Raw genomic sequence first — 13,287 nt, forward strand, 5'->3', positions numbered from 1 at the left:
CGTCTATCACGCGGACCCCTCCTGCTTGAGCGTCTGGAGTTCACGTTCGAGTTGCTCGATGTCCGGTGGGTCAGAGCCCGCGTCGAGGAGCGCCCAAGCACACGCTCGGGCGTAGGTATCGTTCGAGTGTCGAAGCACTCGAACGAGGCTCTCGCGATTCTTTTCAACGTACTCGTCTATGTCGGTCGTTTCGTCGAGGTCGCTCACGCCGATCCCTCCTGTCCGAATCGATCGCTGTAGGGACCGGCGGGTGTCTGTAGCTCCACTTCGTCGCGCTCGTAGAGGTCACCCGTCGCGAGATTCCGCAGCTGGTGGAAAACGCCGTCCGCTTCGTAATGGCTTGCACACTTCGCACACCAGAAGTGGTGGTTCGTCGGTTCCCACGAACGGTGTCCCTTCGGGCACACCCACTTCCAGCGGTCAACTTCATCGTCTAGTTCGATAACCTGCCGACTCATCGCGGTCAGTTCTGATGGACTCCCCCTAAAAGGCGGAACCCAAACGCGGTGAGTGAAAGTGAAACGGGCCGATTCTGGGGACGGTCCCGGAGAAATCGGTGACTCTGTCGGTGAAAGTAAACGGTTGCTCAGTAGTCGGTGCGTGCGGTCGGGCGGGGCTTTCAATACCCCGCGTAGCGTTCGCGTTCATGCTTCCGTACCTGAATACGGGAGCCACAGCGGGTCAGTGTCCCAGCACTGGGTCCGCTTCATTCTCAGGTGGACCCAACCGATGGTCAGGTCCGCGTGTAGCTACCGTACAGGTCAAACACGCGAGTAGTAAGATATAGTTTACTTAAAAATATATACACTATTTTAGAAATTATAGATACTATTCAAAGGCTCCATCGTCTTGTAGGTGGGATTCGCTCTAATGCGATATTCGGCGGATTGGATGACGATTGCGGATGACCGAATCTTAGAATATTTATCGAGTACTGAAACAAGTACGCCTAAAAAAATGGAGGATAGCGGATCTGTTCGATTTACTCGCCAGTACATCGGCGAGCGCTGCAGAAAGCTCGCCAGTTACGGGTTGTTGAAACATCTTGGCAATGGTGTATACCGAATAACTAACACTGGTGAGCAGTACCTGCAGGGTGAGATCGACGCCGAAGAATTATCCCACATTGAATGATTAACAAAGACACCAATATTAATCAAATAATCGACCAACAAATACTTTTGCTTCGTCTAGTTACGGCATCACTTGCATTACTCATCGTAATTTATGCAGTTATCGCCGTTGTACATGTAGCGGTTATTGCCTCGATCTTCCCGACAGGTCCACTTGGAATCCTCCCAACTGCAATAATTGGATTAGCTGGGACATGGGTCGCTCAAATTGGTTATCAAAAAATAATTGGGATATCAAAAAATTTACTTACTGATGCACATTCGGAAACCTTTTCTGACGAATTCCACGTGGATAATCTATTCAAATTAACAGTATTTTTTGCTATATTCGCTGTGCTGGGTGGCATCATATATTTTTCAATGCAACAGACATTTTCACTTGATGATTCGATACTACAATATCAACCCATTCAGGTTATCTACTTGGAAAATGCAACTACTTGGGACAAAACTCGGGCGATACTATTTGACATATGGTATGCTACCCCCGCAATCATGACCGTGAGTTCTCTATACGGTCTTGTACTCTGTGCAAAGCGATTCAGGTATGATCAGTGCCCAGACTGTGGAAGTCTACTAAGCGGTCACGAGAATCACTGTCCCGACTGCGGACGTTCGATGTCTCAGGAAGATGAGAAACCAGATGAATGAAACTAGAGTACGTTTAGTCCAGCCAGTAATCCAAAGATAATCCCTACTCCATGTCCAACGAAGTTCACTAGGGTCCCCCCTTGCGCCACCTCACTAGGGAATAATCCCAGTACGATAAGCACCCCAGACAAGAACCCAACCACGCTTACGGCTCCAACGACCGTATTCTCCTTGAACCACGTACCCACCTCCGTCGGGTCGGCCACAATCTCCCTGCGGAACCCCCAGATGAGTACTAAGACCGAAACGAAAAACAGAATCCCGAAGAGTAACCGGAGATCGGGGAATTCGAGAGCGAAGACAGCGAAGAGAACAAGCCCGTAGTTGGCGCAAATATAGTATCCTATCTCAGTGTTCGGAGCTTCCTCAACGAGCTGAAGACCGGCGATGATTGCGAGTCCCGCGTACGCACCGACGACTGCGGAGAATCCCCGGCTGTAGATGAGTTCGATTCCCTTGTAGTCGAAGACGAGAAAGCTCAGTCCTGTGGCGAGTGGCGGGACAATCACCAGGAACGCGACTGTGGTCACCCAGAATTTTCGGCGCTGATCAAGGAGCGCGAAGGCGGCGTACGCCGGGAGAGCGGTGAGCAGGTAGCCTCTGAGGTTGTTGAAGAGGTGGGCGTTGCTCTCGTGGACGAGTGCCGATGTCCAGAGGGCGTAGAGGGAGGGGTTCTGGTGGTTGAACGCGAGAGCAACCTGCGTGTTTGTTGGTAGCGTAAAACGGACGAGAGCGAGAACTCCCGCGATTACGAAGACAATAGATAGTGATCGGAGATTTCGCACTGATTGGCTTCTTAGAGATGATTGCTAAAGAGACATTCCCTCAAAATATATAAGATTGGCCTCAACGAGTGTGGTATGTCCCTAACACGGACCCACATGTTTGGTGTTGATTTTAGCGGTTCTCAAACTCCAGGGCGAAGCATTTGGATTACGGAGGCACGGTATAATACCGGTGGGTTTAAAATCGAGTCTTGTCGCTCGGCCATTGACCGATTTAATCTCTCTTCCAACCCGAGTCGTGATACCGTCTACAACGAACTCAGAGACTTAGTTAGATCCCATCCATCTGCCGTTTTTGGGTTTGATTTTCCGTTTAGTTTGCCAGAACCGGTTATCGGCGATAACACTTGGCCCGAGTATTTAGATACACTTCAAAACTACTTCGACAATCATTCGGCCGAACGGTTTCGTAAAAACCGTGTTGGGCGTGCTGAGTCTGCTACAGGAGCTCGATATCTTCGCCGTGAAACGGACTGGAAGTACGGGGGGCAGTGCCCGTATAGTCCGCAGATTCAATATCAGACATTATATGGCCAACGTGACCTCTTAGCTCCATTAATCACGAAGGGCGGTGCTAGAGCTCTACCACTCCAAACTCGCGTTAATAAAAGTCCTTGGTTGATAGAGGTGTATCCAGCGGCCACGTTGAGCTTACTGGGATTCTATAGACAAGGATACAAGAACCAACCGAAGTCGAAGGAGCGCCGGGAGTCGAATGTTGATGGACTTCGGAACAGAGGTGTCAAAATCAACAATTCAATCCGCGACATATGTCGAAAATCGGATGACGCTCACGACAGTCTATTTGCCGCCTATGCAGTACTAAATGCCCTCCAGGATGATTTCCCGAAGGATAACAACGGAGCCGCCATTGAAGGGCAAATATTTGTGTGAGTACTCGCTTTCATGGTGACAATTGTATCTTAACCTCTTCAAAAACACTAGAAATCCAGCGTCTCCCCCTGCATCCCAAATCGCTCCATAGCTGCATCGTCGAGTTTGTGGTTGTCGATCTCCGCTAGCTCTAACTCCCTACCGTCGAGATGCTCCCGAATCTTCTCACTCATCGGCGGAGCCACCAATTCTACACCGACATGCTCAGCGAGCATCTCCGCCGCGTCGCCGGTAGCATAATCGCGGTGACGCTGGTCGATGGTTTCCCACGAATCGGCAGCATCGGCTCGGTGTTCGAGGAGGTACGCCTCGGCGTCGTACTCGTGGCGGAACCGCCAGTACTCGCCAGTCGTCATGTGGAGCGTCACCGGCAGCTGCTCGGACCAGTCGACGATGATTCCTCCGAGGTCGAGCGGCTCGATCTCCACTGGGGCCGTTTCGAGCATCCCGCTCCGTTCGAGTAGGTTCGAGGGGACTCCACCGCGTCGGAAGCCGAACGCTTGCATGTCGGCCGCGGCTTCGAGTGCATCTCCGGCCCGCTCGAACCACGGCCCTGCGGACCACGAGACCGAGTATTCGTTCCGACGCTGGACGTGGTAGCCTGATTCTTTGCGAAGGATACGGACGATTTCGCCGTCGGTGTGAATCAGGAAAATTTCGTCTGTCGGATGCTGATAGACGAGACTCGCCTTGTCGAGTGGCAGGATTGCAACTGGTGATTCCATCGAGAAGGACTCTGGACGAATTGTAAATAGTGCTAAGCCATGCGCGGAGGGTGAAAGTGAAACTGTGGCTCCGTTAAAATCCTCAGTCGCTGATAGTTTATTTGAGGCCGTGCTGAATACAGGGCGCAAGTCGGTCACACGAACACTCTCCAAATCACAGTGGCTGAATTGCATCGTACAGTGAAAGCACTAATTATGGCTGGTGAGTAGAACCAAGAGTGGACTCTCTAATCGATTTAGAGCCGTACGCTAGTGGAGACAAATGTAAAATCGAATTCCAGATTCGCCGGGATGGCGAAGATGAAGAAAACTCGTTCTGGGAGGCGAAGGCCTCGGAAGTTGCTCCCATTCGATCGGCTGACTACCAAGATGTTCGTGGACTACAGAACGAAGGTTGGGAATACTTCGCAGTTGTTGAGTTCACAACTGGTCTGGGGAGTGGGAGGTCAGAGTTGTTCGAAAACGAAGATGGAGAGATTTACTGGGGCGAATTGCGAGGTGACGAACTCGAGATAATTCGTCAAGTAGCGATTGTAGGCGAAGCTGAGTAAACAACATACGCACGCCCTGTTTACCGGTTGTTTCTCTCTGAATAGCGTGAAACGAATGGCCTCCGATTGCTGAACTCATCCCTCTGTATGTCTCACGCGAATTCTGTCAAGCACTAAGGAGTTCAACAGAGCCGAAACTGCAGAAGGCTACGCGTTGCGATCGACCCACTCACAGAATGCGTCGAAATCCTGCGCTCCGGCGCTCTCAGCGATACCCCGAAGGGTTCCCGTCCTAAGTTCGTCGTGTAGTGGGACGGTAACCCGTCGGCGGTCGTCCTCATTGGTCGGATGCTTGTAGTACAACTGGGCGTGATCCCCGGTCGTTCGTCGCCACTCGAACCCTCCGACGTTGACCAGTACCTTCACTACCTCTTTGCCAGAGAACGTCCGTCTCCCCATCGATTACTCGAGAACGTCCGGTGGGGCCTGATCACCGGTGGTGTTGTCCGCGGGGTCGATACCCATCTCTCGGAGTTCTTTATCAGTCGGCTCTCGCCCGATCTCGTCGTTGTGGAGAGCCACCGCCTCGTCGAGGTTGGCGAGTGCGGTCTCTCGGGACGGGCCCTGGGTGGTGACACCAGTCTCGACGTCTCTGGCTATCCACCAGTCGTCCTCACGCCAGAGGCGGATTTCCTCTTCGTGGGAGTCTCCGTCTCGCGTTGAGCTGGCCATGGTACATTATTGTACGCGATGAGCGGTATAAGCGTTCGGCACGGGTCTGGATTGGACAGGAATTGAGTCCAATCGATAGGGACGCTTATCCTCTATTTCTCTGAGTATGAGGTTTATTCTTCGACCACATCAGGCGTCGACAGTGAGTCCCGATAATCTATACCCCATCGCGGATCACGGCTCATTTCTAAGAGAATTCGTTCTATTGCAGGGACGATAGCTTCGAGATCATCCGTCTCTACCTCAGGGAACATTTCGACAAAGCTCCTATTCAGGTCACCAAGCAAGGAACCGATGTAGACTTGGAGTGCATCGTTCAGCATACTGTGGCCGTATGTTTCAACGAACTTCTGAACTGCATCGTCGGTGAATGCCTCTCCAATGAGACCGATAATCTGTGGACCAACGAGGCCGCTCTCACCAACTTTGTCTATATTCTCTGCCTCGGCTTGGAAGAATCGCGCACGATATCCCGTGGGCTGACCGTCACTTTCGACCCAAACTGCGCCAATTTCCTCAAGTTCGTTCATGTCGCTGTAGAGCGTTGACTGAGGGATCTCCCCTGCGAGATACTCAGAAAGTTCGGATACGGTGAGTCCATTCCACATGAAGCGATTACTATCTGTTTCTTCGACTACAATGTTCCCCTCAACGTGGAGGGTGAACCAAATGTGTGCTAATCGGGGTGAGTCGAGAAGTCGACCAATAGCCACCAAATCGTCAAGCGTTGTTCCAAGCGAATCAACTGTTTCACGCCCAAGTCCGTCCATATGGAAGCATTCCAAGAATTATAGAAAGTTGTTCCGGTTGATTGTCGAGAAGATGAATTCACCCGTATACTCAGTCGCACTCCAATCTATCCCACCGACCATTTTGATTCATAACTGAGCGGTAGCTCGTCGCAGTCCAGTATTTCGACGATTTCTGCTGCAGTCAGTGACCCTTCGTCTTCAGCGCGAGTAATGAGTTCAGAGAGTAGACCTGCTGGATACGCGCCAGTGTTACCCCGCATCCGAAGGTAGTAGTTCGCCGCTTCATCGAGGGCAGTTGATGTGTGACCTCTATCGGTCGCCTTTCGGAGATGCTTCCACCGACGCTCGCGAGCTTCCGTCTTCTGGATTCGCATCGCTGGTTGCACAACCCTCCGCTGATCCTAGGTTCTGTCGGTGACTCAAATCTCGCACATATTTAAACAAGAGTGAGGTGAGCGGGTGATCGAGGCAGAGTACTGGATTAGTCGGGGGTCAATTCGTCGCTCGTTGCACACCTGGTTGAGACATCGATGTGCAACGATGGGCTTCGTCGTTTCTCGACGTGCGACCCCTCGCTTTGAGTTCCCTCAGATCAATATCGAGAGTGGGTAGAGGTGAGTCAGCCTTCCAAGTATCCTATTCTACTGTTCGAGCTTGCTCTCTGATTCCACTAGCACTAGACAGAGCGCCCCTTTTCGCATATTTCAGTCTGCTGTCGCGCTCCTTACACCGTTCAATATCTACATTAAATGTCGCAAAATCAATCTCAGCCTCGTCGCCAGCGGCATTTTGATATCGAAGGGAGAGAGCAAGTCGCGCCTCTTCAACATCAGCTTTAGCAAGTTTCTCTACCACCTCATCAAATCGAATCATCTCCTCACCGTCCTCATTCAAAAGCAAGAAAGTCGGTGTGGTATAGAAATCAACTTCGGTGGTATCTTCTGGAAGAACCCCGCCCATATCCGAATGCCACCAGAACTGATCTTTAACGCGATTAACCGGAACTTCCTTGGAACAGACTTCGAATGGTAGCTTTTCAGCATCATAGGCGATCGCGAACATCACTCGAAGATCACAGGCCAGGGAATTCCCTTGGTTGGAAAGAGTTAATCTTAGACGGTCAAAGGGTTCTGGAGGATCATCTTCCAGGACATCTGGTGCAATTTCCCACCCCGTAATTCCGACTATAGGCGTGTAGGAGGCCTCCATTATCTTGACTTGGTCTCCCTGAATTACACTTAGGTCTCGATAGAGAACGATGAGGGCACCTGTCAAGAGGATACTGACGACGATACTGATTGCTTGAAGGACTTCAGCGACATCCAGTCCGGTGAATCGAAAAAGAATGTACGCCGCAATACTAACCCCGAAAAGGAGGAAGCTGACGAATTTGAGCACGAAATAGTTCTTGGCATGTCGATCTGGAACGTGCTCTTTGAGCATCTCTTGGTCAATCGTACAAGTTGGGAATAGGTATTCCTCTTCTAATAATCAGACTGATACTAAAACTGTGAGAGTATGCATCAAACGATGCGAGCACGTGATACCGTAGAGATTGAATGCTGATAAATTGCCTTGGGGTGGTTCGTTGCGGTGATCGAAGGGAAGTCTTATTCGGAGTAATCGGAACCCATGTACTCTGAAAAGGGCGGGACAGAGCATTGCTGCATAAGTCGAGGACGGTAAATATATTTGAGTCCCCCCCATGAGTCAACGCTCAGAGACGGGTTGGCGGGTCTCGTAGCTTCTCGCGCCGAGCAAGCTGCTCATCACTTTCCTCTCCGGTCTGTTCGGACTCCAAGATGCTCATGTCCCCGTTGTCCATCTTCTGCAGGTCAGGGAAGCGGTCCATGTCCACGCGCTCGACGTGCCACTCGCCGTTTCCCTCGTAACGCACGTGCACGTGAGGGTGCTCAACCAGATCTCCGTCGGGTCCGATCAACCCTTCGAGCCGGAGCGTGTCCTTCGGCAGCGTGATTCCGCCGTTCGCACCGTGGGAGTTCTCGCCAAGCTTCCTGATTTTCACTAGTTCTGCCATTTCACTACCCTCGCCCACCCGGTACATGATAAAGATAGGTCCCGTCTATACGCTCTGAACGCATCTCGATGGCGAGCAATAGAGGTGTTCGGATTATCTACCAAATCGGTGACCATTCGAACTCGTCAAAAATCCTGAACCGGTACACGCGCCCGCGTACGTAAGGTCAGGTGAGGGGGGACCCCCCATTCTCCTTCAAATCTACCTTTTTCTGCAAGCCAACATATCCGATTCGAGAGAGGAAATTCACCCATCTCAGCGAGTTCGATCACCTCCAGCAATCGAGGCGCGCGAATAAGCGCGCCGACCCCCGTGCGGTCGCGGTCATATCGGTGAGCGCCGAAGGCGCGAGTCGTCCTTTCCGCATGTCCGTCTTTACGGACACATCTAACGGAGAAGTCGGGGGGTCACCCCGGCTTCGGAGTCGCGGGGCTGCCCAGCTCGAGGAACTCCGCGTCTCGATCTCGTCCGAGCGGACGTGAACGCCTGCCAAAAAGCAGCGAAACCCGCTGGTTTCTCGACCGACTGATAGTGATGCCTCTCTCCAGGACCCGCTCAGGCGGTGGCGAAATGCACCTTCCCACCGAGGAGCATCTCCACCGATTCGACGTACTTCGCGCCTTCTCCCTTCACTCGGAAGCGCGCATCGTACTGGTTCCCGAATCGGTAGAGTTTCTTACCGGACGCCTCAGCCCACTTCAGCGCCCCCGACCGGAGCACCTCGATAGCAGAACGCCGACTCCCGAACTCGAACCCCACGTCGAGGAGGTCACGCTCGTCCGCGCGCTCCTGGATGCGTCCGCCCCAGTCGTTCAGCCATTCAACGAACGGGTCTTCCCGACCCTCGTACGTCTCCGCCCGAACGAGATCGCCCAGCGCTCCCTCGAAATCCGTCGCGAGTCCGTCACGGACGCTCTCAATACGCCCAACGATTTCCTGAGCGATGTACTTCGAGCGGAGTTTCACCTCACCGTAGTTGTGTTCAACAATCGAAGAGAGTCGCTTCAGCGCCGTGTACACCGTATCGATGTGGCACCCGATAGATTCCATCAAGTCCTGCGGTGACACTCTCCCGCCATCGGTGAGCAGCTGATCGAGAATCTCCGCGTCGGTCGGAGCCGCGTTCATCGTCGCTCCGAGAACGTACTCTTCCTGTCGATCTTGGATACGCGGTAGCTGCTCTCGAAGGATCTTCCGCCATCGACGCGAACCGCTCGGCTCGAAGTAGTCGTCCGCGACAAACACTTGATGATCCGGCCGGATTGGGATTCCCGACCACTCCAGGAGGTTCAGCAATCCCTCATCGAGTTCGCGCTCTAATCGGGAGAGGTCCGACCAGTACAGTGTGTCGTCGTTCTTCGAGTTCTGGTACGCGACTGCGACTTTGGGATTCTCCAGCGGCGTGCCCTCCACTGCATCCGGGTTCCGCATGTGGTAGTGCTTGAACTCCTTCGCGAGCGTGTGACCGCCGATCAGCGCGGCCGCGCGCTTGGATCCGATTGTGGCCGTGTGGTAATATCCCTCGCACTCGCGGTCGTCGCGCACGGTCTTCGCGTACCCGTCGCGGTCAGACGCGAGTAACAACGAGATCCGGTGGAGGGTCCCGTCATACGCGTATACCTGCCCTGTCTCGTCCTTATCGACTCGAACGTAGTACTCGGCGTCAACGATGTTCGAGGACTCGTGTAGCGACTCTGGGTCGAAATCCTCCGGACAGATAGGCGTATAGGAGGTGAACCGGAAGCCTTGTCGCTCACTGAGCGCAGCAAGTGCTTCCTGGAGTACCTCAGGGTACTCAGAGAAGTGGAAGTTCGACCCGTCTACTTCGACGTCGAACCCCTCGATGCCACACGGATTCGACATCGGTTTGATTCCCTCCTTCGTCTCGATATCGGGCCATCGTGGAGAGATGCGATAGTAGACGCGCTGTCTCGCTTCCTGAGCTGCATCAGACCACGAATCGTACGCACCGGGGTAGACGTACACCAGGTACTCACGCACTTCTTCGAGGCGGAATCCCGAATCGTCCCGTGGTGCGATTCCGCACTCTTTGAATCCGAATTCGACAGTCCACTCCGAGTCGTCGAACGAAATTGACGTTTTGAGACGACTGTGCTGCTCGAAGTCGTGTTCCTTCTGGAGTGAGTTCAGCCCGAAGTACGACCGGAGCGGATTGTCGATTTTCTCCGAAAGGTCCCACTTGAGGTACGCAGCGAACTCGTGTGGCTGAGGATCCACGAACAGACCGGAGAGCGGGTCGGAGTCGTGCCCTCGATGCGCGTGAGCGCGGGTGTTCCGGCGCTCCCGCTCGCGAGCGGTCTGGAACCGCTCGCACGAGTACAGGTGCTCGTGGGGTCCCGGTGGCGGACGTGCACGTGTTGGCAGTAGCAACACGCAGCAATCGGTTCTGATTCGCACTCTCCCTTGTGAGCAAGCGCGTCAGCTGTGGCCTCAAATTCTCGTCGACAGTACCGACACTGTGCGGACCACTTCGAGGTCGTTCGTGGTGTCTCTCCTTGCGTCTCGGAGTCTGGAACGTCCGCACCAGTCGTTCTGGACTCGTGTCGAAGTGCGTCGGCTTCCGACTGATCTACCCCACTCGTAATCGAGTCCTGGTCAGTGGAGGTGACCGCGTCTGCCTCGTCGAGGATTTCGAACGGGGCCTCACCGTCCGACATTGAGGTCTCCTCCGAGGTGACGGAGATACGTATCGAGGGTTTGGGCGCTCAGTCCACAGCGACAGTACACGCGAGCGGGCCGGTTCGTAGGGGAGACGAGATCGTGCTCGTCGGGCTCGCACGCGTCATCGAGATGTGATCGCTGAGGGATTCCGTAATCGAGGCGGAGTCGCTCAGCCAAGAGACGGCGGTGACACCAGCGCTCATCGCGCTCGAAACAGACCAGCCAGAGGGTATTCTCTTGGGTGGTCTCTCTGAGGGCGCTGAACACCTGTGAGACGCCGGGGGTGTCGAGATGCGACTCATACCGCTCAGCGAACCCCACGGACTCCCACGCGACGCGCTGGGGGTGTCTTTCGTCGTTCTCCTCCGCGGCACGTTCGACTTTCTTGAACGATTTGAGGAGTTCCTCGGGAGGCGCGACGGCCGGAACATTTCTGTCTACAATCTCGTCTATCCAATCGGTAGACTTTCGAACCACCCCGAAAACATGAGCATCGGAGGCAGGGTCGACGTGCCCGTGAGACAGCGCGGCGAAATACGTGGTTCTCACGCTCACGGCCGTTCACCCCCATTTTCCTCTGAGGGTGCTCCTGACGCGAACTCGGGCGTTCGCACCGGTTTGGTGGACCGGACTCGGGACGCTCCTTCTTCCCCTAAGTAACGAACCTCGAAGAGCCACGCGTGGCTCACGAGGAATCACCACCGTGGCGGCCTTCGGCTATTTCGGGATCAGGAACCGTGACAGCGAGCCCAGCCGCACTTCCCTTCGCAATTCGGATGTGCGAATCGCACCGTGTACAGCGGTGTGCTCGATCTTGGTTGTCACCGTGGACTCGTGCAAATGCAGGGGAGACGTGAGCACCACAGTGGAGACACCGCGAGTCCGGTGTCTCGACACCGAGCGACATCACGCCGACCACCCCTCAGACAGAGAGGTCTCTGGAGGAGTTGAAGGTATAAGAAGGGATTTGAACCTGAACTTCCAAGCCGGTGGAGGGCTTTCAGCCAAACCCTTACCATCCCACGACCTGTGGGTAGCGTGTGACCTCCCCCAAGCAGTCCGTCGATACGCTCCGTAGGAAGCTGCAAAACGGTGGCCGTGGGGGGTGCGACCGGGACCGGGAACTCCTCCTGCAGTTCAGCGACGAACTGAAAGTCCGGCGCGAGGACTACGGTCACTATCGGCATGAGAAGCTCCTCCGCCACAACGTCCGAATCAGCGAACACGCGGACACCTGTCTCCACGAGACGCTGGTCTCGGAGCTCGAGGGCGATCCCGATGACGAGGAGACGTTCTACCAGGCGGAGCAGGCCGCGAAGCTGGTGGTCCGCTGGATCCACGACACCTACGACGTCGAAGAGGGGAGTCAGGAGACGAACCGCGACTATCGCGTCGCGTTCCGACTCTTCGCGAAGCACGTCACGCGTGACGATGAGATCCCCGACACGCACGACTGGATCTCGACGAAGACCACTCGTGACTACGACCCCGAGCCGGACGAGGCGGACATGCTCGACCTGAAGGCTGACGTTGAGCCCATGATCGAGCAGGCTCGAAACCCCCGGGACAAGGCGCTCATCGCGTTGCAGTTCGAGGCCGGCCTTCGCGGCGGTGAACTCTACGACCTCCGTCGTCGCGACCTCTCCGACGGTGAACACTCGTTGAAAGTACGCGTCGACGGGAAGCGGGGCGAGCACGACGTCCACCTCATCGTCGCTGTGCCGTTCATCCAGCAGTGGCTCTCCGAGCACCCCGGAGACAGTCGCGACGACTACCTCTGGACGAAGCTGACTGCTCCTGATCGATACAGCTACCAGCGATTCCTCCAGTCGTTCCGGGAGCCCGCCGAACGCGCCGGCGTCGAAAAACCCGTGACGCCGACGAACTTCCGGAAGTCGAACGCCTACTGGCTCGCGACACGCGAAAAGTCCCAAGCGTTCATCGAAGACCGCCAGGGCCGAGCCCGCGGCTCGCCCGTCATCTCCCGCTACGTTGCGAAGTTCTCCGGCGAGACACAGGAGAAACAGTACGCGGCGATGCACGGTCTCGACATCGCGGAGGAGCAGGTCGAAGAAGTCGCTCCGGTCACCTGTCCGCGGTGCGAGAAAGACACGCCGCGAAAGCGTGACTTCTGCATCCACTGCAACCAGTCGCTCAACCTGGAGACGAAGGAACTTCTCGACCGCGTCAGTCTCCTCTTGGATGACCAGGCGGCCGAAGCCGGCGATCCTGACGAAGCCAGGGACTTCCTCAGAGCCCGTCGGACGCTCCGAGAGAAGCCGAACTCGATGGATCAGGAGGAGCTTCATGAGTTCGCCTCCTCGCTCTCGGTCGAAGACTGAAGCACGATTTCGCAGAGTCGGTGCACCCGCTCGTCGTCAGTGTATGACTGAATCCGCTCGAA

General features: G+C 54.9%; 16 protein-coding genes. 5 read left to right on the top strand and 11 right to left on the bottom strand.

Annotated elements, in window-relative coordinates:
* Positions 1-6 precede the first annotated feature (6 nt).
* A complete protein-coding gene (locus C2R22_RS05655; RefSeq protein WP_103424895.1) occupies positions 7-207 on the bottom strand; it encodes a hypothetical protein in 201 nt (66 codons plus the stop codon).
* Positions 208-870: 663 nt separating this feature from the next.
* Here C2R22_RS05655 and C2R22_RS27375 point away from each other — a divergent pair.
* Positions 871-1,134, top strand: a complete 264-nt coding sequence (locus C2R22_RS27375) for a winged helix-turn-helix domain-containing protein (RefSeq protein ID WP_103424897.1) — start codon at positions 871-873, stop codon at positions 1,132-1,134.
* A complete protein-coding gene (locus C2R22_RS24890) occupies positions 1,131-1,784 on the top strand; it encodes a hypothetical protein (protein ID WP_162562388.1) in 654 nt (217 codons plus the stop codon). Before C2R22_RS27375 ends, C2R22_RS24890 begins: the two co-directional genes overlap by 4 nt.
* Before the next feature lie 2 nt (positions 1,785-1,786).
* On the opposite strand, the gene C2R22_RS05670 is transcribed toward C2R22_RS24890, so the two are convergent.
* The gene (locus C2R22_RS05670) at positions 1,787-2,569 is read right to left on the bottom strand and encodes a hypothetical protein (protein ID WP_103424898.1); all 783 of its coding nucleotides are present in this window, start codon (positions 2,567-2,569) and stop codon (positions 1,787-1,789) included.
* Positions 2,570-2,644: 75 nt separating this feature from the next.
* On the opposite strand from C2R22_RS05670, the gene C2R22_RS05675 reads away from it, so the two are divergent.
* Positions 2,645-3,463: a DUF429 domain-containing protein gene (locus C2R22_RS05675; RefSeq protein ID WP_103424899.1), complete on the top strand. Its 819-nt coding sequence runs from the start codon at positions 2,645-2,647 to the stop codon at positions 3,461-3,463.
* A 47-nt stretch (positions 3,464-3,510) separates the two neighbouring features.
* Here C2R22_RS05675 and C2R22_RS05680 read toward each other — a convergent pair whose 3' ends face one another.
* The gene (locus C2R22_RS05680) at positions 3,511-4,188 is read right to left on the bottom strand and encodes a hypothetical protein (RefSeq protein WP_103424900.1); all 678 of its coding nucleotides are present in this window, start codon (positions 4,186-4,188) and stop codon (positions 3,511-3,513) included.
* A 218-nt stretch (positions 4,189-4,406) separates the two neighbouring features.
* On the opposite strand from C2R22_RS05680, the gene C2R22_RS24895 reads away from it, so the two are divergent.
* Positions 4,407-4,739, top strand: a complete 333-nt coding sequence (locus tag C2R22_RS24895) for a hypothetical protein (protein WP_162562389.1) — start codon at positions 4,407-4,409, stop codon at positions 4,737-4,739.
* A 147-nt stretch (positions 4,740-4,886) separates the two neighbouring features.
* On the opposite strand, the gene C2R22_RS05685 is transcribed toward C2R22_RS24895, so the two are convergent.
* The 8 genes from C2R22_RS05685 to C2R22_RS27660 form a co-directional block, all read right to left on the bottom strand.
* The gene (locus C2R22_RS05685) at positions 4,887-5,138 is read right to left on the bottom strand and encodes a type II toxin-antitoxin system HicA family toxin (RefSeq protein ID WP_103424901.1); all 252 of its coding nucleotides are present in this window, start codon (positions 5,136-5,138) and stop codon (positions 4,887-4,889) included.
* Between the two features lie 3 nt (positions 5,139-5,141).
* Complete coding sequence (locus C2R22_RS05690) at positions 5,142-5,411, bottom strand: type II toxin-antitoxin system HicB family antitoxin (RefSeq protein ID WP_103424902.1); 270 nt, start codon at positions 5,409-5,411, stop codon at positions 5,142-5,144.
* A gap of 113 nt (positions 5,412-5,524) precedes the next feature.
* The gene (locus C2R22_RS05695; RefSeq protein WP_162562390.1) at positions 5,525-6,181 is read right to left on the bottom strand and encodes a TrmB family transcriptional regulator; all 657 of its coding nucleotides are present in this window, start codon (positions 6,179-6,181) and stop codon (positions 5,525-5,527) included.
* Positions 6,182-6,799: 618 nt separating this feature from the next.
* Positions 6,800-7,606: a hypothetical protein gene (locus tag C2R22_RS24900; protein WP_162562391.1), complete on the bottom strand. Its 807-nt coding sequence runs from the start codon at positions 7,604-7,606 to the stop codon at positions 6,800-6,802.
* Positions 7,607-7,880: 274 nt separating this feature from the next.
* The gene (locus C2R22_RS25820) at positions 7,881-8,201 is read right to left on the bottom strand and encodes a hypothetical protein (protein WP_216824797.1); all 321 of its coding nucleotides are present in this window, start codon (positions 8,199-8,201) and stop codon (positions 7,881-7,883) included.
* Between the two features lie 555 nt (positions 8,202-8,756).
* Positions 8,757-10,439 carry a DUF7845 domain-containing protein gene (locus C2R22_RS05715; RefSeq protein WP_103424906.1) on the bottom strand — a complete coding sequence of 561 codons (1,683 nt, stop codon included), beginning with the start codon at positions 10,437-10,439 and terminating at the stop codon, positions 8,757-8,759.
* A gap of 426 nt (positions 10,440-10,865) precedes the next feature.
* Positions 10,866-11,438 (bottom strand): DUF488 family protein, N3 subclade, encoded by a 573-nt coding sequence (locus C2R22_RS05720; RefSeq protein WP_103424907.1) that lies wholly within the window; start codon positions 11,436-11,438, stop codon positions 10,866-10,868.
* 130 nt (positions 11,439-11,568) lie between these two features.
* Positions 11,569-11,790 (bottom strand): DUF7563 family protein, encoded by a 222-nt coding sequence (locus tag C2R22_RS27660; RefSeq protein WP_103427582.1) that lies wholly within the window; start codon positions 11,788-11,790, stop codon positions 11,569-11,571.
* 133 nt (positions 11,791-11,923) lie between these two features.
* Here C2R22_RS27660 and C2R22_RS05730 point away from each other — a divergent pair, with 133 nt between their 5' ends.
* The gene (locus C2R22_RS05730; protein ID WP_103424908.1) at positions 11,924-13,225 is read left to right on the top strand and encodes a tyrosine-type recombinase/integrase; all 1,302 of its coding nucleotides are present in this window, start codon (positions 11,924-11,926) and stop codon (positions 13,223-13,225) included.
* Positions 13,226-13,287: the final 62 nt, after the last annotated feature.

Origin of the sequence: Salinigranum rubrum (genome assembly GCF_002906575.1) — an archaeon.
Taxonomy (GTDB): Archaea; Halobacteriota; Halobacteria; order Halobacteriales; family Haloferacaceae; genus Salinigranum; species Salinigranum rubrum.